A 20404-nucleotide genomic window follows, 5' to 3' on the forward strand; every position below is an offset into this window, starting at 1 on the left:
TCGTCGGCGGTGTCAGGTGGTTGTCTCACCAACAAAGTATGTCATGTCATCGCTCGACGCGCAACTCCGCCCAAAGCCCCTGGTTGCCCTATTGTGACTGCGCAAATTCCGTGCCGAACAGTATTGTGTCAGGTACCTTTTGGGCGCTTTAGGTAACTTGCTGTTTTGTGTGTTGGAACAAGCTGATCTGGCGACGGAGTTAGCCTGCTGTAGCGTTTGCTCACCGTCACACATCCGTCGGTGTCGAGAAAGCAGCCCCGCGGGAAGAATGTCGAACGTTTTTGCGTGGGGCAAATGCGAGCAGACGCGGTGATCGAGATGCGGCGGCTCGCGGGGGAGCGTGCAGTAGCTATTTTGCCTAGACTGCTAAAAAGGTACCTGACACCTTAAACGCTGTCGAAGTCTTCGAAGTCGTCGAGTTCGATGTCTTCTTCTTCTTCTTCGTCTTTGCTGGTGCTGAGGCCGAATTCGTCGCTGATTTCGTCGTCGATTTCGATTTCGTAGTCGTCGTTGAGTTCTTCTTCGAAGTCGTCGTCGAAATCATCATCGAAATCGTCTTCGTCGATGTCGTCGAAATCGTCCAGGTCGTCGTCGTCGTCCAAGCCGTCGTTGAATTCGTCGTCGACTTCCTCGCCACCCATGTCGTCGTCGAAGCCATCTCCGTCGTCGTCCATGTCGTCGTCATCATCATCGTCGTCGTCATCCATGTCGGACCCGAGACTCGGATTGGCGACCACGCCACCGGTTCGCCAGTTGGGTGCAGCACCCGGGCTGGTGACGATATCCGCGATGGGGGCGATTGGGTTAGCCACTGAATCGACTAGAGCAACACTCATCAAAAAACCGGAAATACAAATAGATGGGGAGGGAAAGCGGCGAATTTCCGTGGCCGGTCGCCGGAGTGGAACCGGAGTCTGAGTTGTACAAACCACCTTGGTTGGTGGTTCTCGGCCATCGGGCCGCCGTATGAAATCAGTATGGATCAGTCGTCGCAGACGTTTGCGGGGTTATCCCAGCAGTTGATGTTTGCGGCAGCAACAGGTGGATAAAAACGCGTCGCCAAGCCGATACACAGTCTCAATGTGTGGACCCCGGAATCGATCCGTGCTGGCTCGGTCGCCGGCTCGCAATTAGGAAGATCAACCTAGTCCGACGGACGCACATTTTGATACCTAAGCCAGTTCCGGCAAGAGACCCAAGCGAAAATTCGGCTCGTTACGAGATTTTGCAGCCCATTGGAAGCGTTTCGGACGTCCATGGCCAAGCCGCAACGGTCAAAAATCGGAATGTTTTTGCAGACTTCATGGAAGGAACCGTCATGGATCGACGTACCGATTGCCAATCCCGGCTCTTATCGCCGGTCAAATCACAATTCGCCAGTCTTTTCCCTGGCTTGGCGGTTGCGCTGGTTTTGACAGCAATCGGCGGATGCGCCGGCCGTCAATACGGACACCTGCTAGCCAACGACGACAAAGATCTGGTGGGCAGCCACGCCGCCGGAGCTGCCACCTGGAATCCCCTGGTTGAGCAGTCTGTTGCCCAATTGCTCTCGCGCTGCCCGACCAACGTCCAGCCCGTTGCGTTCGAAGCGTCAGACGAAATGTCGCTCGATCCGCAATCGATCAACGCAGCTCTGGCATCCAGCGGCCCCGCGACGATCTGCTTCGTCGGCATCGAAAACAAAAGTGCCGAAGAACTGGGCGACTTCAAAGACCAGCTCTACGAACAGATCGACAGTCAAATCAACGACGGGACCTATCGCGCGATCAGCCGACGCGTGGTCGAAACCGCACTTCGCGAATGCCGATTGCGTCCCGATTCGCTATTCCTGCCTGCCAACCGCGACGTCTTCACTGCGACGTTGGGCCGCAGCGGCTCGCCAGTCGATTACTTGCTGTTCGCCACGATCACGACGGGAACGACCGACCGCAATAAAACCAGCCAGCGTGATTACTTGCTGACCCTGGAAATGGTCAACGTCCACACCGGTGACTTTTTGAAAGAGTCTGCAAAAATCCGCAAAGGCTACTCCAAGACGCGTGCCGGCAAATGGTGGAATTACGGCCCATTTGACCAAGCGGACGGTTGATAGCCGCTTGGCCCGATGATCTGCGATAACGTTCGATCGCGTTCCGCCCCGCGACAGTCTCTGCAAACGGTTGCCTGGTGGATTCTGGGATTGGTCCTGGTGACCGCGGGGTGCCGCACGACAGGACCAAAGCTCGTCGATGCGCACGCCGCCTATCGCGGCGGAGACCTACAGTCTGCCGCGACCGCGCTGGAAAAGTTGGCAGACGGCAAACGCAAACAACGCTCCGCGAGCCAGCTCGATTTGGCAGTCGTCAACCTTGCCCAAGGCCGCCCGGCCGAAGCCGAAAGTCAGCTTCGAGACCTTCGCGATCACTTCGATTCGGTTGGCGGAGTCGGCTTGGATGATGCCGCTTCGCTAGCCACTGACGACACGAAACGCGATTTTCAGTTGGCCGGTTACGAACAAGTATTGCTGCGTTCGATGTTGGCTCTGACCTCACTGGCGTCCGGCAGCGGTGATGCCAGCGCGTATTGTTTGCAAGCCCAAAGCCGCTCCCGAGAGTTGGCCGATGATGCGAAGTCCGACGAACTTGCCGGTACCTTCTCCGTCGCATTAGCACCGTATCTGCACGGCACACTGCGTGAAGCGACTCATCAAAACTACGACGATGCGCTGCGTTCGTTCCGTCTGGTCAGCTCGATTCAGCCGAGCTTTTTGCCTGCCGCGGAAGACATCCAACGGGTCGGCGAAGGCGTTCATAGCCGACCGGGACACGGCGTGCTGTATGTGATCGGCTTTGTTGGCGAAGGCCCGCAGCTGGTTGAGTCTGTCGCACCGACAACGACCCAGTCCCTGCAAATCGCGTCGACATTGGTCCGGCATGCGAGTTTGAATCAAAAGAAAAAGGACGGCGAGGAAGACGATGACACGATCGTGTTGCCGACAATCGCCGAAGTCAAAGTTCCGAAAGTCTACGTGCCGCCGAGTTCGCTTGCCGCGATCGGTGTTGGGATTGGCGATGGCGTTTTCTTGGGAGCAACCCAGCCGCTGACGGATGTCGCCGGGTTGGCAACCGACCGATTGGATGCCGAGATGCCGTGGATCATTGGTCGTGCGATTGCGAGGCGTGCGATCAAAGAGGCGAGCGTCTCGACCGCTTCAGGAGCGATCGGTTTGAACGGGAACGCGGCTTCGATTTTTCAGTTCGCTGCCGTCAATGCCTGGGCTGCGACGGAGCATGCCGACACACGATGCTGGTCGATGCTCCCCCGCGAGTTCCAAGTGCTGCGGGCGGAATTGCCCTCCGGCGAACACCAATTGGATCTGTCGGCACTCGGCGGCAACGGGATGCCCTTCGCACCGCCACGTAAAGCGTCGGTTACGGTTGTCGATGGCCGAAACACCTATCTGTTTGTCTTTGCCCCTGAAACCATTGTTTCCGTGGTTAGTCCGCCAAGATAAGATGGGCCGAAAACGAAGCTCTGGCGAGACAGCACAAATCTAATGAATGACTTTCCGGGATCCGCGACTTTTGTGATCCCCACGATGAACGAAGAAGCGACGGTGGCGACGCTCGTCGAAAAGATCGACGATGTTTGTGGCACGTTGAATCTGCGTCATGACATCTTGTTAATCGACGACGGTTCGACGGATCAAACGTGGCCGAGAATTGCTGAGTTGTCACGGCAGCACAAGCATGTGCGTGGAATGCGATTTCGACGCAACTTTGGAAAAGCGGCTGCGCTGGCCGCAGGCTTCGCCCGTGCCGGGGGGGACGTCGTGTTTACCATGGACGCCGATTTGCAAGACGACCCGGTGGAGGTTCCCAAGTTCATCGACAAGCTGAACGAAGGCTACGACGTTGTTAGCGGCTGGAAGCAGAAACGTCACGACCCACTCGATAAAACGATGCCCAGCAAAGTGTTCAATTGGCTGGTCAGCCGATTAACCGGTGTCAAGCTGAACGACCATAACTGCGGTTTCAAAGCCTATCGCCAAGCGGTTACCAAAGACGTGACACTGTACGGCGAACGCCACCGATTTGTACCGGTGCTTGCCGCGGCACGTGGTTGGCGTATCGGCGAAGTGCCTGTGGTTCATCACCCGCGTGAATTTGGTCAAAGCAAGTACGGCGTCTCACGTCTTGCCAAAGGGTTCTTGGACCTCCTGTCGATTTTCTTTCTGACAACGTTCGGCAAACGCCCGTTCCACTTTATTGGTGCGATCGGCATGCTATTTTTTGTCACCGGCGGGCTAGGCATCGTGTACCTGTCAGGGCATCGGATTTTGTCCTGGCAGATCGAATCGATGAATGATTTTCACCTGCACAAGTCACCGTTGTTCTATTACTGCATCACGGCGTTGCTGCTGGGGTCACAATTGTTCTTGGCCGGATTGTTATCGGAGCTAGTGGTTTCGTTGGCGGAACAATCGAAGTCACCTTACAGCATCGCCGAAGAAACGGAGTCGCCATGATGAGCGACGTCAACGAATCATCGAAATGGGTACGCAGTGTCTACGCCATGTTGATCATGGCGACGCTTGCGATCGCGACGGGGCGTATTGCGGTCGTGGTCAGCCGCGAAGGCGACACGGCATTCTTGAGTGCAAACGACCGATCACGCTGGTGCACGATTGCGTCGCTGGTCGAATACGGCACCTACGAAATCGATGACTATATCTTTCGGCGTGGTTCGAAGATGAACCGCAGGCCTTGGGCGACAATCGATTTGGTGCGGCATGTCGGTGAAGATGGCGAGCTTCATTACTACAGCAGCAAGCCGCCGCTGTTGCCGACGATCTATGCCGGTGTTTACTACTGCGTCGCCAATACAATGGGGATGTGGTTAAGCGATCAGCCGCTTTATCTTGGCCGCATCATTTTGTGGTTGGTCAATGTACCGACTTTGGCGATCTTCTTGCTTGCGACAATTGCTGCGATCGATCGCGTCACGCCGCACTGGTGGGCGAAATGCTTTTTGGCGGCCGCGACCTGCTTGGGAACCATGATGGTTCCGTTCACGATCTCATTGAACAACCACTTGCCAGCTGCCGCTTCGGTGGCTGTCGTGCTCTTCGTGTTTGTCCGTTCGCTTGATCAAAAGCTCGGGTTTCTGTGGTGGCTGTTGGCGGGCCTTGCCGGCGGTTTCTTGGCCGCGAACGAACTGCCTGCGCTTTCGATGACCGTTTTCTTTGGCGCGCTGTTTGTGCTGGTTCGACGCGAAGCTGTCATCGGATATACGATCGGTGTGGTGGTGATCGCGATCGCGTTCTTTGCAACCAACTGGCTGGCGCACCATAGTCTGCGCCCGCCATACACGCACCGCGGGAACGGGGGCCTGATTGCGACAGCAGATGGATCGTTGCAGCAAGACCTTGCCGGAACAAAGCAGTTGTTGATCGAGCATGGGATGGCAACGGCTGCTTCATCGGTCAAGCGTTATGGCTCGCGACAAGATGGTCGCAAACGGATCTTGGTGGACGAGCATCGCCAGTACGGTTTGATATTGAATTCCGGCGGCGATTCCGAGCTTCGGTACTGGGATGATTGGTACGACTACCCCGGCAGCTACTGGGTAGACGGACGCCGACAAGGCGTCGATCGAGGCGAGTCATCACGACTGGTTTACTTGGTCAACATGACGATCGGGCACTACGGTCTGTTTTCGTTGACACCGATTTGGTTGCTGATGCCGCTTGGGTTGGCGGGTTTGGGGTTTGCGAACCTACATGCGTCATCAAGCGATGTGGTTGCCCGACGTGACCACCGCCTGCTTTTGGCAGCAATTGCAACGGCCAGTTTGGTCTGCATGGCGTTCTATGTGATGCGACCGGAGATCGACCGAAATTATGGCGGTGTCAGTGTCTGTTTTCGCTGGATGCTTTGGTTCGCGCCGCTTTGGCTATTTGCTTGCAGTGGGCCATCAAATTGGCTGGGCCAGAGAGTTTGGGGAAGGCGTTTCGCGGTTGTATTGCTAGCACTTTCTGTTTTTTCGGTTTCGACCGCACTGAATGGTCCTTGGCAGTCCCCTTGGTTGTATCGGTTCTGGCGTTTTTTGGGCTGGATTGCGGCTTAAAGTCGGAATTAAGATGCGGGCTCAGGTGGCAATGAACGGTGGCTCGTTGCCGGCGGGTGATTGCAAGATCGCAAGCATTCCGCACTCCTCTCGTCATCCAAAACGGACGTGACGTATTCGCGTGAGCGGCAAGGACGCCGAAACGATTAAGCCTGCGCCCTCGGGAAAGATGTCCCGATGGATGGTCGCTGTATTGCTAATCGCGGCCATTGTGTTTGTGGTGCGTTTCATCGGCCCACAGACGGTCGGCAATCAGGTCCGCCGCCACGTTCAGAAAATGTTGCGTGAGCAATACCCTGGGCTGGATGTCACGATCGGTCATGGGCGTGTTGAACCGAATATCGGATTGATTCTAGAAGACGTCCGCTTCGGGGTTCCGCCCGACCGCCCCGAGGCGATGCCGGCGATTGAACAAGCAATCCAGCGTCTTGGGTTGTCCAATGGCCCATCGCGAGAATTGTTGCGCATCGATCGTGTCGTCGTATTTGCCAAAGCTGATTTCAGCAAATTGCTGGAGCAGCAAAATCCGTTGATGACCGAACGCGTGTTGATCAGCGGGCTGCGTGGTCACGCATGGATGGAATCCGATGATGAGTTCTCACTCGAGAGACTTTGGCCACCACCAAAGTTCAGCGACGCGATCTGTCCAAGAATGGAACTTCGCAACGCGCAATTGACACTGGAAACACAGATCGAAGGTAGTCGTCCAATACAGTTGGATGTTTCCAAAGCCGTGATGCTGAAGCATGCGGTCAATCCGGCCTCGGGGGCGATCGCAGCCGAGGGCGACGTTTGCTCGACCGTGTTGCAAGCGATCGGATCGTCAAGTTTGGCCGATCGATTCGCATTGCAAATGTCAATGGTTGGGACGAGCGGTACGCTGACATGTGACATCAACGGCGCACGAATCGAAGGCGGTTTGATCGATCAGTTGCCCGCAGTCCTGCGTGATCAGGTTCAACAGCTTGAGCACGCCCGGGGACTAAAGCTGAATGTTGACACGAAAATCAGTGCGGGGATTCGAGGCGGGAAACTCGCAAAGCTAAAAACACAGAGCAAGATTCACGAGGGTTCGTTCCAGCATCCAACATCGGTGATGCCGGTCCAAGGCATTCGTGGGATGATCACCGGCACGCTCGACGAACACGGTCAAGCGGAGGTTCGTTTCGATGCTTGCCAGGGATATTGGGGCGAAGCTCGGATGGTGTTTGGCGGCGAAGTTAAAAATGATCCTAACCGTCAGGGAATCGCACAATTTCGTGGCGGCATGAATGTGTCCGTCTATGACTTGGTGTTGGACCAGCGTTTCGCTGCCGTGATTCCGGAAAAATTGAAAGACGGTTGGAAGAAACTTGAACCGAGCGGCGTCGTTGATATCCCGCGAGCCCGATTCGATTTGGTAGACGGCAAAGTCGAAACAGAAGCCGAGATCCTTTGCAAAGGTGTCGATGTTAATTTCGACAAGTTCCCCTATCCGGTGCGGCAATTGAGCGGCACGGTCACTGCGGAACACGGACGCTTGAAGAGTTCGTTGATGAGTGGCCGGGTTGGCGGACGTTTGATGCAGTGCTTGTTCGATTTCCCCATGAAGCCGTTGCCGAATTCGCCCAAGGTGTTTTCCGCGGCGATGGATGGGCCAATTGCGATCAACAATGACCTGCTCAATGCGCTGACACCGCGAGGCGAATCGACTTCGAAGCTCGAGCATTTCATTCGTTCGTTGAATCCGTTGGGCGGAGTCCACTTGGTTCGCGGGACGCTTCGGACGGACGACGATGGGACCAAGCATCGCGACTTTGAATTGAAAATTAGCGACGGTACGTTGCGTTACGATTTGTTTCCGTATCCGCTCCACAACGTTACCGGTCAAATCCGTGTTGTCGACGAGCATGTGCGGATGGTCAATTTTCAAGGTGCGAACTCGAACGGCGGTTTGATCCAGTGTGACGGTGTTTACCGAATGCCGGAGACTCCAGATTCGACGCCAGATGTCCAACTTGCAGACAACACTTCCCCAGTCCGCGCTGCATTGGATTCGGTTGCACCCGCTGGCGGGAACGTGTTGGAATTGCATTTCGATGCGATCAGCATCGCACTCGATGAGGCGTTGCGACGGGCGTTGCCAGAATCATCACAAGAGGCTTGGGATCATCTGGCCCCCAGTGGCATGCTCGATCAGTTGAAGATCGATGTCCATCGCGGTGGCAACTCCACACCGCTTGACCTCAGTGTTGTCGCGCGGCAGTACGATCACAACCAAATCGGTGCCGAAACCTTGCGGTTACAACCGCGTTCGTTGCCCTATCGTTTGGACATCACCCAGGGCATGGTTCGGTATGACAAAGGCAGCGTGTATATCGATTCGCTGCATGCCGAACATGGCGGATCGAGCGTGTCCGCAGACGGAAGTTGCAAGCGGATTGCTGATGGCAGGTGGTTGCTCGCGATGGATGTGCACAACGGAAGTCGGCTTGTACCGGACGCTGAATTTGCGGCCGCATTGCCAGAACAAATGCGTGCCGCGGTACGTGAGTTGAACCTGCGTGGCCCTGTCGGACTAAGCGGATTGACTGAGACTTTGTTGTCGGACGCGACCCATCCGGAGCCGGTGTTCGGATGGGATTTGAAGCTTCAATTGGAAGGCAATCGGATTGGCGATGTGGGGCCTGTCCACTCGCTCCGCGGGGAACTCGATATCCGTGGGCGCAAGGACTCGACAGGAATTTCGGCGCAGGGCGAAGTCCGAGTCGATTCGATGCATGTCAACGATTTGCAGATCACTCAGATCCGAGGACCCTTCCAAATCCGCGACGAGCATCTGCGTTTAGGTGTTCGTCAATCAGGCGACGTGAGCGCACGACCAATCGAAGGAAAGCTATTTGACGGATCGATCGGGCTTGATGGAACGATGACGCTGTCCGATGCAAGCTTCAATGTGCGATTGGCACTCGTTGGGGCGTCGGTGCCAGTCGTCTTGGCAGATATTGGTCAAGCCGAACAGGAACTGTCCGGTACCCTTGATGCCAACATGACATTGGAAGGTCTGTTAGGAACACGCGACCTGTTGCGAGGTCGCGGAAAGGCGACGATTGAAGATGCGAACCTCTATCAGCTACCCGTACTGGTACAGTTGTTGAACGTGCTATCGATCACCCCGAACGAAGAGTCAGCGTTCACGAATGCGGAAATCGACTACACGCTGATCGAAGATCAGGTGGAGTTCAACAATCTGAAGCTTTGGGGAAGTCTGATTGCACTGCACGGTAGTGGCACGATGGACCGGCGCAAAAACATCGATCTGACGTTCAATACACGCGTTTCACCACGCAACACGTTCACACGAATCCTGCGACCGTTGGCGGCTGATCGTTATACCTTGTGGACGGTTGAAGTTACCGGCCCGGCGAACGATCCGACCATTCAGCGTAAAGCACTCGAGAACGTCGGCTTGCGGTTCGAGAAGTTGTTTGAGGGCATGAACCCTCCACGAGATCCCAAACGCAAAGACCGCACCGCAGGTGTTGGGCGAATGCTTCAATAACAGCAGCAAGTCGCTGTTGGCTTCCTACTGACAAGTGTTACTGGCACCTGTCACTGAACGCCAACCGCGGTGCAGCGATTAAGCAACTTCGACGCAGTTACACACCTGTCCGAGCACGCCAGCTTGGCGAATCGCTGGGACCAGTGCTTGTCGTAGAGCCGCTGTTGGCAATTGACCACGGACGACGATCCGTGACCCTTCCAGTGTGATGTCGAGGCCCGTTCGATAGGGGGCAAGCTCTCGGTGATTCGACAACACCGAATCAATTCGGTTGATCGTTTGGGCGGTGCGCCCATCGCGCATGATCGTGGTAGCCATCGGCCTTTCTCCCAATTGGCGAGATTCAGTTCCTGACGCTAATGCTCAGCGAATCGGGCCAACGGATGTTTCTGTAGAAACGGGACTAACTTGGGGCGGATTGATAACAGGAGCAGGCAGCAGCGTCGAGACGGATTGCGACTCCAAACTCCAGGATGTCGAAAAACGCGCAATGCGTTGTTCACAACCGTAATCGTCACTTAACGCTAATCAGATGCTCGAAAAATCCACCAGAAAAAACAGTTATTTATTACAAGTAGCATTTTTCGTTCCGATTGACGTCTCTTTTTCGGATTGCAAGTGCAAGGGTCTCCGGACAGCAAATCTGCTCACCGCTGGTGGTGGTGGATTGTGAGCAGCGGATATCTGTGGTTTGATGCCCGAACAATTCACAATGGTCTTTCCATGGCGAGGTTGCGATGCAAACCGGTCGCAGTACTGGAGGGCTATTCGATCGAGCCGACACTGAACTTGCCAACGACGAGGAGATTGCCCGTGGCAGTTGAAATTCAAGCGGTCTATACCGGCACACTTGGCTGCGAAGCGACCCACGGTCCGAGTGGTAAACAGCTCGTAACGGATGCCCCGGTTGATAACGGCGGCCAGGGCTTGTCGTTTTCGCCAACCGACTTGGTGGCAACCGCACTAGGGACCTGTGTGTTGACGATTTTAGGTCTGGTCAGCGAACGCCACGAGTTGGACTTGAGCGGTGCAAAGGTCAGCGTGACCAAAGAGATGATCCAAAAGCCTGTTCGTCGCATCGGTGCGTTGCGATGCGTGGTGACGATTCCTGCCGAGCGTGTCGCCGACGCCGCAATGCGGACTCGACTGGAAACCGCAGCACGGCATTGTCCGGTGCACCAGAGTTTGCACCCGGATATCGATTCGCCGATCGACTTCGAATACGTTTGAGAATCGACTTAAGTGGGGGCGGCTGGGGGCCCCTAAACGTCCAGATCGTCGAGTTGGTCGAGCAATTGGTCCAGTGAATCGTCACTGGGGTCGTGCCCCAAATTGATCGGCGAAATGGCTTTGCGGTGACCTGTAGCATTCGCCGCATTGGGCTCGGTTCCGGCCGCCGCATTTGCGGTCGGAGCGACCGTTGAAGATGTCGATGCTTTGGTGGCCGAGCCCGGTGCTGACAAACCGCCGATTGAAACGGTTTTCACACTGAGTGAGTCGCGCAGCCGCTCAAGTTCTGCGACGATGCTCGTCGCATCGCGATGTTGATTAAGGTCGAAAAGGAACAGCCGTCGACGATGGGGTGTCGTCGAGGTTGGCGGATCGGGATCCAGGCGGTGGGCACATCGATAGCCCGGAAAATCGATGCTGTTGAGTGCCGACATCAACTCTTCGGCCGGGCGCCAGTCCAGCACTGCCGCGGGAACGGTGATCGCGGACAGTGTCATCCAATCGGTCGAGTCGACGGATATCGAATCAAAGCGTTCGACCAGTGTTAGGTCTAATCCGGGGAATCCGATCAGCGACGCGACCAAGGCATCAGCAACGGCGTGTCCGGCAGCCGGCGGGTTTTGAACGAGAATGACTGGGAGTCGCATCGCGGGAGGCATCGCCGTTAGTGGGCCAAGCGGTCAGACCGAGTGCTTGGGCCGGTTGCTGTGGAGTTTGGCAGGGTGGTCTGATTGACCGGATCGGTTTGGGCGTCCTCAATCAGATCGTACATCTCAAACCACAGATCGCGGACGTTTGTTTTCGGTGTCACCCTACATTTCTTTAGGTGACTGTCAACCATCTTGCGGAGTTCGTAGGGGGTGTCTTCGAGTAAGTCACCGGCGAGCGATTGCACCATCTTTTGCGTTGCTTTGGTTTCATGGATCGTCGTCCAGCCGGTCATCCGCTGGTGCGACGTCGCCAATAGGGTGAGCTTCTTCGCGGCAGCCGCCCTGATTGCCCGGAGCCGAGAGACACGGTAGAGCTGTTCCCACCCATCGACAATCAGCAGGCCGTCACGAGGAAGTCCGGCTAATTCTTTTAGAATCCGTTGTCCCGCTCGCAGGCGTTCTTTGACCCTTCCGATCCAGCCGACCGACGGATCGTTATTGATTTGGTCAAAGGCAACCATCGGATAGCACTGTTGCAACTTTGGCAGGAACGTATGCAGCAAGGTTGACTTGCCTGTTCCATGTGGCCCCAAAATGACGCCTCGACGCGTCTTTTTCAGCGTCGCCAAAAGCCCTTCGAGGTGCATGTCGATGGTCTGTGGATTCGTTCCACTGACCCCATGATTGAAGCGGTATCGGACCTGTGTGGGGGCGATAAAGCTTGTCGAAAATGGGTTGGGAATCTGAAATTCGAGGTTGGGCTTTACGGTGACCATTGTTCAAGCGGACCCCGTTTGAAGGTTGAAAAACCGTCGTGAACCAAATGAGAAATTGCGTTCGCCGGCCAGCGTGTCGCTCACTGCTGCGTACGACGCCAGACGAAAGTATAGCCTTGCGACTCGTCATGACGCAGGACGGGTGCGTGGTTTGGCGTTCCTGCGCAAAGGTTTTTGGTGGCAAGCTTTCTTGCAAAGTGGCTTTCTGCAATCGAGCGCTGAATCGCTACAGAATCAGAAAGCAGATCGCGGTGACGATCACGACGCCAATCAGGTTGAGCACAAAGCCCTCTCGGACCATCTCTTTGACGTGGATCCTGCCGCTCGCGAATACGATCGCGTTGGGGAAGGTCGCGGCGGGCATCATGAACGCAAAGCTGGCGCTGATTGTCGCCGGGATCATGATTAACTTGGGATCCTCCGCAGGAATCAACGCAAGAATTGGCAACAGCAAGTTCGCGGTCGCCGTGTTGCTCGTTACTTCGGTCAAGAACGTAACCGCCAGACAGACGACGCCGACAATCCAGAACGGGTGTAGGTCTCCTAGTCCGGAAAGCTGCTTGCCGATCATCAGACTGATTCCGGTCGAGCGAAAAGCTTCCGCGATCGCAAATCCGCCGGCGCAGAGCAGCAGGATTCCCCAGGGAATGCGGACCGAATCGTTCCAGGTCAGCAGAGTTTCGCCTTTGCCGTTGGGGATCAAGTGCATGGCCACGACGGCGAACAAGGCGACGCTGGAGTCATGGGCGTGCGGAAGATTGACAAGCTCACTCCAGCCACCGAACGGCGCCGTCCGCGTGACCCACAGTAGCGCTGTGATGCCGAACACGATCAACGTCCGTCGTTCTTCGGGACGCCAATCGCCGACCGATGGCATCGACAAACGCTCTTTGCTGGAGAGGCGTCGTGTGAGCCAGATCGCTTGGATCGGTAACATCAACGCGATGATCGGCCAGGTCCACGCCGCCCATTGAAGAAACGAAGGTTCGGCACCACCGATCTTTTTATAGTTGTCGATGAAGATCAAGTTAGGTGGCGTGCCGATCGGTGTTCCTGTCCCACCGACGCTTGCCGCGAAGGCGATGCCCATCAGAAGGCACGGCGCCAGCGTTGTACTGTTGGAGCGTTCGACCACTGCCAATGCGATCGGCAGCATCATCAGTGCTGTCGCCCCGTTCGAAATCCACATGCTCAAGATTGCCGCGGCGGCCATGAATCCGAAAACAACGCGGCGTGGATTGGCACCGTCGGCGTTCCGTCCCCCAAAGGTCCGCACCATCACCAGGGCCAAACGACGATGGGCGCCGCTGCGTTCCATCGCCATCGACAACATCAGCCCGCCCATGAACAGCAAGACCAATTGGTGTCCGACAGCACCAGCGATCTGTGCCGATGTGAGCACACCGGAGGCGGGAAAGATGGCCAGCGGAAGCAAGGACGTCACCGCGATGGGGACCGGCTCGGTGATCCACCAAATCGCGCACCAGACGACGACTGCTGCGGCGATCGCGACCGCAGAATCGTGTCCATAGCTTGACACAATCGCTCCGACGGCGGCAGCACCGAGGGGCCCTGCGATTGCCGCGATCACATTGATACGCGTCGTTCTCGAGCCTTGTGGTGGATCCGCCGTCACCTTGCCGCTGACCTTGCAAGAAGGGATGAAACGATTGTGAAATTCGAAAGCGAACTAGCTTTCCATGACTTCCGATTCGCGAGCTTTCGACAACTCGTTGACTTGCTCTTCGTACTTTTTGGTCAGTTCTTGGATCTCGTCTTTCAACTTGTCGCGATCGTCTTCGGAGATCTCTTTGTCCTTTTCCAACTGATCGGCGTGCTTGTTGGCATCACGACGAATGTTGCGGATCGAGATCTTGGAATCTTCGGCGAGTTCTTTGATTCGTGAAACCATCTTCTTTCGCACGTCGGTCGAAAGAGCTGGCACGTTCAAGCGAATGACGCGTCCATCGTTTTGGGGATTCAATCCCAGATCGCTACCTACGATGGCTTTTTCGATGTCTTTGATCGTACCCGCGTCGTATGGGCGGATCAGGATCTGTTGCGGTTCGGGAACACCGATCGAAGCGAGTTGCTTGAGCGGAGAGGTAGACCCGTACGCTTCGACTTTCAATGAATCAACCAAACCCGGGGTCGCACGGCCGGTTCGAATTCCGGAAAGCTGGTTGCCCAGCACGGCGATCGCCTTTTCCATTCGTTCTTCGGCATCCATCAGAGTTTCTTCGGCGGACATGATGAGCATCCTTGGGTTTGTGGTTGTAAAAGTATCGGACCGAAAAGTTTAGCGTCTTTTCCAGACTTGGTTGAAGGTGGGCAAACGCGGTTGGCCTGATCAGCGTACAATTCTGCCAAGATTCTTCGATTCTAAACGGCCCCATGGGGATGTTTCCCGCAGTGCCGGGCGATTTCGAACAAGGCCTGCTATTTCCAGAAAAATTGATCGATGCGTTCAACTTCGCTTTCTGCATTCCTCGTCTTCATCGCCGTAGCGTTCAGTTCCATCGGCTCCACCGATGCGGGGGCTGCCGAAAAATTACCAAACATTTTGATCGTTTTGGTCGACGACATGGGCTTTGGTGATCCCCGTTGCTTCAATCCGAAAAGCAAAATCCCGACGCCGAACATCGACCGTTTGGCTGCCGAGGGAATGCGTTTCACCGATGCCCACGCCTCAGGCCCCCTATGTCATATGTCACGCTATGGCCTGATGACGGGGCGATATCCGTTCCGCATCAATGTAGGTCAGTGGCCAAAGCACGCATTGATTCAAGAAGGTGAGGTCACGTTACCGTCGCTGCTCCGCGATGCCGGATACCGAACTGCAATGGTCGGGAAATGGCATGTCGGTTTTGACGAAAATGGCTACGATCGCCCCCTGCCTGGCGGACCCGTTGATCGCGGCTTCGACTCGTTTTTTGGCATCCGGGCCTCGACGGATATCCCGCCTTATTTTTATATCCGCGACCGGAACGCGGTCACGCCGCCCACCGATTCAATCGAAGCCAACCAATCCGGCAGCCAGCAAACCGGTAGCCAGTGGAATGAAATTCAAGGTGCGTTTTGGCGGGCCGGCGGGATCGCTCCCGAACTGGATCTGGTCGATGTGACACCCCGGTTCACGAGCGAAGCCTGTGACATCATTCGGTCACACCAAGGCAATGATCAACCCTTGATGTTGTACCTCGCCCTGCCCTCGCCACACACACCGTGGTTGCCGCTACCAAAGTACGAAGGCCAATCCAAAGCGGGCTTGTACGGCGATTTCATGACGATGGTCGATGACATGTTCGGCAAAGTGCTCGGCGCCCTCGAAGACGCCGGCATGAAAGAAAACACGCTGGTGATCTTTTCCAGTGACAACGGGCCGGTCTGGTACGACAAAGACACTCGAGCGTTCGGCCACGACAGTTGTGGCGGTTTGCGAGGTATGAAAGCAGACGCTTGGGAAGCGGGACACCGGATGCCGATGGTCGTTCGTTGGCCCGGTGTCGTGAAGCCCGGTTCCAGTAGCGATGCGACGGTCAGCTTCGTCGACTTTGTCGCGACAATGGATGAACTCGTCGGATCAAATCACTGCGTCCAATCAACGTCTGAAAGCGAGGCCATCGCAGCCGGTCCGGACAGTTTCAGTTTCTTAAGCGAATTGACCGGAAAGCCTTCTGATCGTCCCAAACGTGAGTCGCTTGCCTTGCAAAGCGGTCGCGGTCTGATGACTTACCGACGCGGCCCTTGGAAGTTAATCGAAGGTGACGGATCGGGCGGTTTCAGCGATCGCGGCCCGCGCGGAAATCGCAATCAATCTTACAAAGGCCAGCTTTACAATCTCGATCACGACCTCGGAGAAACCAAAAATCTGGTCGACGAGCATCCCAAGATCGTCGCATCATTGCGTGAAGAACTCGCAGCGATCATCGATGCCGAGCGGTCACGCTAGTCAGTTTTTGTTGCGATCTTCAAAGGCGGGAAACGATGCAACCACACGCAGACCTGATCGTCGCGTCTTCAGACCAGTTCGACAAGATCTTGGCAGATTCCAACAACATGTTGGAATTGAAGGTGATCGAATCGCTGCCGCTGACGATCGATGACATTGTCATTGTGATCGCAGCTCGGCGCGGTATCTTGGACGACCGAAAAGCATGGTGGCAGCTGCGACGTGACGTTTATGGCCGTTTCGCCGAACACCATGCGATCCCGTCGCGGACCTTGGCAATGATCCCGCATGCCTTTCAAGGGGAACTTGCCGAGATCGATGCTGGCGAAGTCGAATTGATTGCGAGCCAGTGGCTGAACGCCGATCATTCGACGCCATCCGATTTGGAGTCCGCAGTGCGGACGTTGCAATGTCTGATCGAGGCTTGTAGCAGCGCACACGATTCCGGATTGGCGGTCATGCTCCGGACCAATCAACCGGCGAACGAGTTTGAGCTAGCGTTCGAGCAATTGGAAAACCAAAAGCGTCGAAGGTTTCGTAAGGCGTTCGACGGATGGGATGAAGCGAAGCGACACGAAGCACACCAGCGCTACAAATACTATCTGAGCCAAGGCGAAGCAGACAGTCTGACGCTGACTTTGCAGGATTTTACGCGATCGAAAATTCTGCGGATCAATCTGAAAACAGATCGTGGCAAGGTCCAGCGTTATCTTCGCCAACGCATCAAAGCTTACATCAAACGTCCACAGCCAGATGCGGGTGAAGCTGACAGCCCGATCACGGCGATTTCAGTGCTTTTCGATATCGAATATGAAGGCTTCGTCGATCTGGTGTTCGATACACGCCCCGAATCAGCCGAGTCGGTGGAGTTCATCGAAGGCACTGACCATGTGCTCGATTTGGAACATTGGCATGATGCCGTGATGCGAATTGATGAGGGCGAGTCGCTGAAGTTGGCATTGCCCGACGGAACGAAACTAGTAATCGAACCCGAAAGTTCCGAAGTCGCTGATTGGGATCGCTACGTTGGCGACATGTTGCGTGACTTGGTGATCGAGATGCGCGGCAAGGGAGAGTTCGAAAAACTAAACCTTGCCGCCGAGCACAGCATCTGGGTCGGCGGGACGCACACCGACTTCTTTTGGAAAAGCTAATACGCTGTCGCGTTATTTGACCGCGTAGATGCGATCGCCGCGTCGAATCAGCAGGTACGGCGGCGCTGGCGTCGCGGCATACAAAACGCTTCCGCCACCAAAGCCAGGGTCTTCCGCGGCGGCTTCCCAGCAGCGGTTCTCGGCGATCTCTTTGCCGTTTTCGAGCGAAATCACCGACGTCGTGCCTTTGTAACCGAACAGATAAAGGTTGTTACCGGCCACCAAGGGTGTCGCCCAGATGCCGCCTGCATCGGTGCGTTCGACGGAGATTTCTTCGCCGGATTCGAGGTCGAACCGATAGAGCACACCGGCGCGATTGACAATGGCGGCCGTTTTGCCGGCGACGATGGGGCTGCCAAACGTTGACGTTGCTTTCGTGGCTTGCCACTTGTAACTCACATCGAACGTGCCGTCGGCTTGCGGCCGGATTTGCACCAGCCCGTTCGATGACGCCGCATCACCGGCCGACGATTCGCCACGACCGTCCGAGGCGCCGACGAGGAATTGTGAGTTTCCGGCTGGCATCGGGGTGCAAGACGTGTTGTTGATGACGTCTTCGAACACCCAAAGTTGGTTGCCGGATTCTGGATCCATTCCCACGATTTTGCCCTTGGCACTGCACACCAAGTGCTGCCGGTCGCCGACGTCAACCAATCGAGGCGACGCCCATGAAGCGGAACCGACCCCGGGAGCTTTCCAGAGTTGTTCGCCGGTGGCCGGATCAATCGCCAAAACGTAAGGGTCCTCACTTCGTTCGACCCAGACGAAGACACGTTTGGCGTCGCTTTCCAACGATGCGGCAAGGCCATGGCGAGCTTCGATCGGACCGAACTGTTCCACCAAGTTCTTTTCCCAGCGGATCGTTCCATCCGGCGAGACCGCAGCTAAGACGCCGCCTTCAAAGAATGCGACGAAACCCTCTTGGGTCGCAACCGCACTTGGTGCGGCGCGGCTGACCATGGGCGAATTCTTGAACGGCGATGGGTTGCTCACATCGACTTGCCAATTCGGGCTGCCGTCGGTCAGGCTGAACGAGCTGATGTGGTAGTTGTCTTTGTTTTCGCCACTCGTTGATGTGACGACGACTTGTTGATGAGCGACGATGGGTGTCGATTGGCCATAGCCGACAATGTCAGCTGTCCAGGCAATGTTCTCGGTCGGCGACCATTCGGTCGGCAGATTGACGTTCACGGAATTTCCGGCGTTTTGGAATTTCGGCCATTCGAATTCGTCTGCAACGGCAAAGGAGCTTGTGCAGGCGAGTAGCGAGAGAACCGTTTGGGAAATCACGCGACGGCGTCGGGATGGGAAAAGTCGTTTCATGGAGATTGCGAGTGTGTTCGGCTGACAATCTCATGCCAGCGGATTGCCAATCGGGAAAAAGAACTGGCTGGCTATTTACCACAAATGCGACGCATGTGGTCGTGGCTGGCTCGAACAAAACGCCATCAGCATAACGCACTGGTCGAAAAAATTGAAGGATTTGCATGTTCAAGGTGCCCAAGACGATGCCAGGCGAGTGGAGACCAGCAATAGCACTAGCTCTGCCACTCTCGGATTCGGTACGGTGGGCTAGCGAAGATAGGGCAGGAATCAGTCGGATGTTGGCGGTCGAATAGCATTTGGAAAAGGACTACGGATGAGCGACTTTGGAAATCATCCCGGCGGCGGATTTAGCAGCGTCGATGGCTACAACGACCTCGCCGGGTCGCAGGCTGAAGAGCAGCGACGCATGCAAGAAGATGCGATGAATCGTCAGCTCGCGGAGCAGCAAGCCCACGATGCCGCGATGATGCAGGCCGAGCAGCAGGCAGCCATTGAGCAGCAGGCAGGCTCGCCCCGTCGAAATGAGCCTCAATCGCGGCGATCGGGAAAGAAGTCGGTCTCAAGCGGCAGGTCCAAAAGCCAACGTCAGTCGAAAAAACGCGTTCAAACGACGCCAGCGACACCGATCAATCCGATGTTTGCAATCTTCGGATTCTTAGCCGCTGGCTTTTGGGGAATGGGGCTGCTGCCAGGCGACGGTAAAATCTTCGCCGGTGTCGTCACGGGATTGATCGGTGCTTACATCGCCGGACACTATTACAAAGTCCTCGTTGCTGCCACGATCGTCGGCGCGGGTTGGTGGTTCCTCAGTCAGCCCGTCCAGCCCAAGCCAGTCGCCCCAGCGTTTGATGTCACAGAGTTCGACGTCCTAGCGTCTGGTGTCGCTGTGCCTAGTGTTACTGCGTCTGGCGGCAACCAGCCCCTGGCAGCGATACCAAAGCAGGCGATCGCAAAGGTCGATCGCACGCCGTTCGCAGCATCGCCTTCGAAACAAGTCACACCAACTCCAGCGGCTATCGCGTCGGTATCGAACAAGCCAGCGATTCTGCTGCGGCCCCATCAGCCACTCAAAACCGACGTGACGCTGATGCGGAAGTTTCAAAACGCGATGTTCGATTTCGAGAAGCGGACCGGCAAGTCGTTTCTCACCGATCACCCGTCGATGAAGCCAGCAACCGAAACTCGCTTCGACTATTTCTCTCGCTATGAAGGTGGCAAGCTTCTCGATGGCCAGCATCGGATCAAAGAATTAAACCCAACACAAAACGTTTGGGACTATCGCCAACCTCAATTGTGGGAACTGGACTTGATGGCGACGATCGAGCAACAGTTTCTCTATTCGACGACCTCGGCGGACGGAACGGTCCGCGACGGCAAGATGCGAATGTATTCTGGTGACGGCCTGTGCTATCAGCCGATGCCAAGGCCGCTCTACCGCGACGGAAAGAAACACACGCCTTTCTTGGTGCCGGTGATCGGCGGTCAGGTATGGCAAGACTTTGTGCGCGCCGTTTATGAAGCGAAGTCCGATGAAGCGTTGTTGAAGCTTGACCCAATCAATCTGGCGATCGCCCAAACGCACCAAGACGTCGCCCAGGCACAAGCAAACTATGACGCACAGCTGAAACGCAATGCGAAGCGTCAGAACAGCGAATCAATGCGTTAGG

Annotated in this window: 16 protein-coding genes; 9 read left to right on the forward strand and 7 right to left on the reverse strand. The window is 55.9% G+C overall.

Annotation, left to right across the window (positions count from 1 at the left end; all coding sequences use genetic code 11):
- Positions 1-386 precede the first annotated feature (386 nt).
- Positions 387-836, reverse strand: coding sequence for a hypothetical protein (locus tag CGZ80_RS28460; protein ID WP_233148211.1), 450 nt, complete (start codon positions 834-836; stop codon positions 387-389).
- 467 nt (positions 837-1303) lie between these two features.
- Here CGZ80_RS28460 and CGZ80_RS03715 point away from each other — a divergent pair, with 467 nt between their 5' ends.
- From CGZ80_RS03715 to CGZ80_RS03735, 5 genes are all read left to right on the forward strand, one after another.
- Positions 1304-2089, forward strand: a complete 786-nt coding sequence (locus CGZ80_RS03715; protein WP_143543729.1) for a penicillin-binding protein activator LpoB — start codon at positions 1304-1306, stop codon at positions 2087-2089.
- A gap of 15 nt (positions 2090-2104) precedes the next feature.
- On the forward strand, positions 2105-3493 hold the full coding sequence (locus CGZ80_RS03720; protein ID WP_233148213.1) for a hypothetical protein: 1389 nt from the start codon (positions 2105-2107) through the stop codon (positions 3491-3493).
- Between the two features lie 42 nt (positions 3494-3535).
- A complete protein-coding gene (locus CGZ80_RS03725; protein WP_094411494.1) occupies positions 3536-4507 on the forward strand; it encodes a glycosyltransferase family 2 protein in 972 nt (323 codons plus the stop codon).
- Positions 4507-6108, forward strand: a complete 1602-nt coding sequence (locus CGZ80_RS03730) for a hypothetical protein (protein ID WP_233148215.1) — start codon at positions 4507-4509, stop codon at positions 6106-6108. Before CGZ80_RS03725 ends, CGZ80_RS03730 begins: the two co-directional genes overlap by 1 nt.
- Positions 6109-6277: 169 nt before the next feature.
- Positions 6278-9649: an AsmA-like C-terminal region-containing protein gene (locus tag CGZ80_RS03735; protein ID WP_143543730.1), complete on the forward strand. Its 3372-nt coding sequence runs from the start codon at positions 6278-6280 to the stop codon at positions 9647-9649.
- Positions 9650-9727: 78 nt separating this feature from the next.
- Here the strand turns inward: CGZ80_RS03735 and CGZ80_RS03740 are convergent, their stop codons facing one another.
- Positions 9728-9967: a hypothetical protein gene (locus tag CGZ80_RS03740; protein WP_233148216.1), complete on the reverse strand. Its 240-nt coding sequence runs from the start codon at positions 9965-9967 to the stop codon at positions 9728-9730.
- Between the two features lie 495 nt (positions 9968-10462).
- On the opposite strand from CGZ80_RS03740, the gene CGZ80_RS03745 reads away from it, so the two are divergent.
- Positions 10463-10879, forward strand: coding sequence for an OsmC family protein (locus tag CGZ80_RS03745; protein WP_094411587.1), 417 nt, complete (start codon positions 10463-10465; stop codon positions 10877-10879).
- 32 nt (positions 10880-10911) lie between these two features.
- On the opposite strand, the gene CGZ80_RS03750 is transcribed toward CGZ80_RS03745, so the two are convergent.
- The 4 genes from CGZ80_RS03750 to frr form a co-directional block, all read right to left on the reverse strand.
- Positions 10912-11526: a hypothetical protein gene (locus CGZ80_RS03750; RefSeq protein ID WP_143543731.1), complete on the reverse strand. Its 615-nt coding sequence runs from the start codon at positions 11524-11526 to the stop codon at positions 10912-10914.
- Between the two features lie 17 nt (positions 11527-11543).
- Positions 11544-12305: a hypothetical protein gene (locus CGZ80_RS03755; RefSeq protein WP_094411500.1), complete on the reverse strand. Its 762-nt coding sequence runs from the start codon at positions 12303-12305 to the stop codon at positions 11544-11546.
- Positions 12306-12531: 226 nt separating this feature from the next.
- On the reverse strand, positions 12532-13941 hold the full coding sequence (locus CGZ80_RS03760; RefSeq protein WP_198953625.1) for an SLC13 family permease: 1410 nt from the start codon (positions 13939-13941) through the stop codon (positions 12532-12534).
- A 54-nt stretch (positions 13942-13995) separates the two neighbouring features.
- On the reverse strand, positions 13996-14556 hold the full coding sequence (frr, locus tag CGZ80_RS03765) for a ribosome recycling factor (RefSeq protein ID WP_094411591.1): 561 nt from the start codon (positions 14554-14556) through the stop codon (positions 13996-13998).
- A 210-nt stretch (positions 14557-14766) separates the two neighbouring features.
- On the opposite strand from frr, the gene CGZ80_RS03770 reads away from it, so the two are divergent.
- Complete coding sequence (locus CGZ80_RS03770) at positions 14767-16257, forward strand: sulfatase family protein (protein ID WP_094411502.1); 1491 nt, start codon at positions 14767-14769, stop codon at positions 16255-16257.
- A gap of 35 nt (positions 16258-16292) precedes the next feature.
- Positions 16293-17411, forward strand: a complete 1119-nt coding sequence (locus CGZ80_RS03775; RefSeq protein ID WP_094411504.1) for a hypothetical protein — start codon at positions 16293-16295, stop codon at positions 17409-17411.
- Positions 17412-17423: 12 nt separating this feature from the next.
- Here the strand turns inward: CGZ80_RS03775 and CGZ80_RS03780 are convergent, their stop codons facing one another.
- Positions 17424-18734 (reverse strand): PQQ-binding-like beta-propeller repeat protein, encoded by a 1311-nt coding sequence (locus CGZ80_RS03780; protein ID WP_094411506.1) that lies wholly within the window; start codon positions 18732-18734, stop codon positions 17424-17426.
- A gap of 316 nt (positions 18735-19050) precedes the next feature.
- Here CGZ80_RS03780 and CGZ80_RS03785 point away from each other — a divergent pair, with 316 nt between their 5' ends.
- On the forward strand, positions 19051-20403 hold the full coding sequence (locus CGZ80_RS03785) for a hypothetical protein (RefSeq protein ID WP_094411508.1): 1353 nt from the start codon (positions 19051-19053) through the stop codon (positions 20401-20403).
- The last annotated feature ends 1 nt before the right edge of the window (position 20404 follow it).

The sequence above is a fragment of the Rhodopirellula sp. MGV genome (genome assembly GCF_002251265.1).
Classification (GTDB): Bacteria; Planctomycetota; Planctomycetia; order Pirellulales; family Pirellulaceae; genus Stieleria; species Stieleria baltica_A.

What these genes read in the sequence shown, in the direction of transcription:
- CGZ80_RS03780 (WP_094411506.1), bottom strand. Translation starts at nt 18,734, where the DNA reads ATGAAACGACTTTTCCCATCCCGACGCCGTCGCGTGATTTCCCAAACG.
- CGZ80_RS03775 (WP_094411504.1), top strand. Translation starts at nt 16,293, where the DNA reads ATGCAACCACACGCAGACCTGATCGTCGCGTCTTCAGACCAGTTCGAC.
- CGZ80_RS03770 (WP_094411502.1), top strand. Translation starts at nt 14,767, where the DNA reads ATGCGTTCAACTTCGCTTTCTGCATTCCTCGTCTTCATCGCCGTAGCG.
- CGZ80_RS03755 (WP_094411500.1), bottom strand. Translation starts at nt 12,305, where the DNA reads ATGGTCACCGTAAAGCCCAACCTCGAATTTCAGATTCCCAACCCATTT.
- CGZ80_RS28460 (WP_233148211.1), bottom strand. Translation starts at nt 836, where the DNA reads ATGAGTGTTGCTCTAGTCGATTCAGTGGCTAACCCAATCGCCCCCATC.
- CGZ80_RS03715 (WP_143543729.1), top strand. Translation starts at nt 1,304, where the DNA reads ATGGAAGGAACCGTCATGGATCGACGTACCGATTGCCAATCCCGGCTC.
- CGZ80_RS03725 (WP_094411494.1), top strand. Translation starts at nt 3,536, where the DNA reads ATGAATGACTTTCCGGGATCCGCGACTTTTGTGATCCCCACGATGAAC.
- CGZ80_RS03720 (WP_233148213.1), top strand. Translation starts at nt 2,105, where the DNA reads ATGATCTGCGATAACGTTCGATCGCGTTCCGCCCCGCGACAGTCTCTG.
- CGZ80_RS03785 (WP_094411508.1), top strand. Translation starts at nt 19,051, where the DNA reads ATGAGCGACTTTGGAAATCATCCCGGCGGCGGATTTAGCAGCGTCGAT.
- CGZ80_RS03740 (WP_233148216.1), bottom strand. Translation starts at nt 9,967, where the DNA reads ATGGCTACCACGATCATGCGCGATGGGCGCACCGCCCAAACGATCAAC.
- CGZ80_RS03735 (WP_143543730.1), top strand. Translation starts at nt 6,278, where the DNA reads ATGTCCCGATGGATGGTCGCTGTATTGCTAATCGCGGCCATTGTGTTT.
- CGZ80_RS03730 (WP_233148215.1), top strand. Translation starts at nt 4,507, where the DNA reads ATGAGCGACGTCAACGAATCATCGAAATGGGTACGCAGTGTCTACGCC.
- CGZ80_RS03750 (WP_143543731.1), bottom strand. Translation starts at nt 11,526, where the DNA reads ATGCGACTCCCAGTCATTCTCGTTCAAAACCCGCCGGCTGCCGGACAC.
- frr (WP_094411591.1), bottom strand. Translation starts at nt 14,556, where the DNA reads ATGTCCGCCGAAGAAACTCTGATGGATGCCGAAGAACGAATGGAAAAG.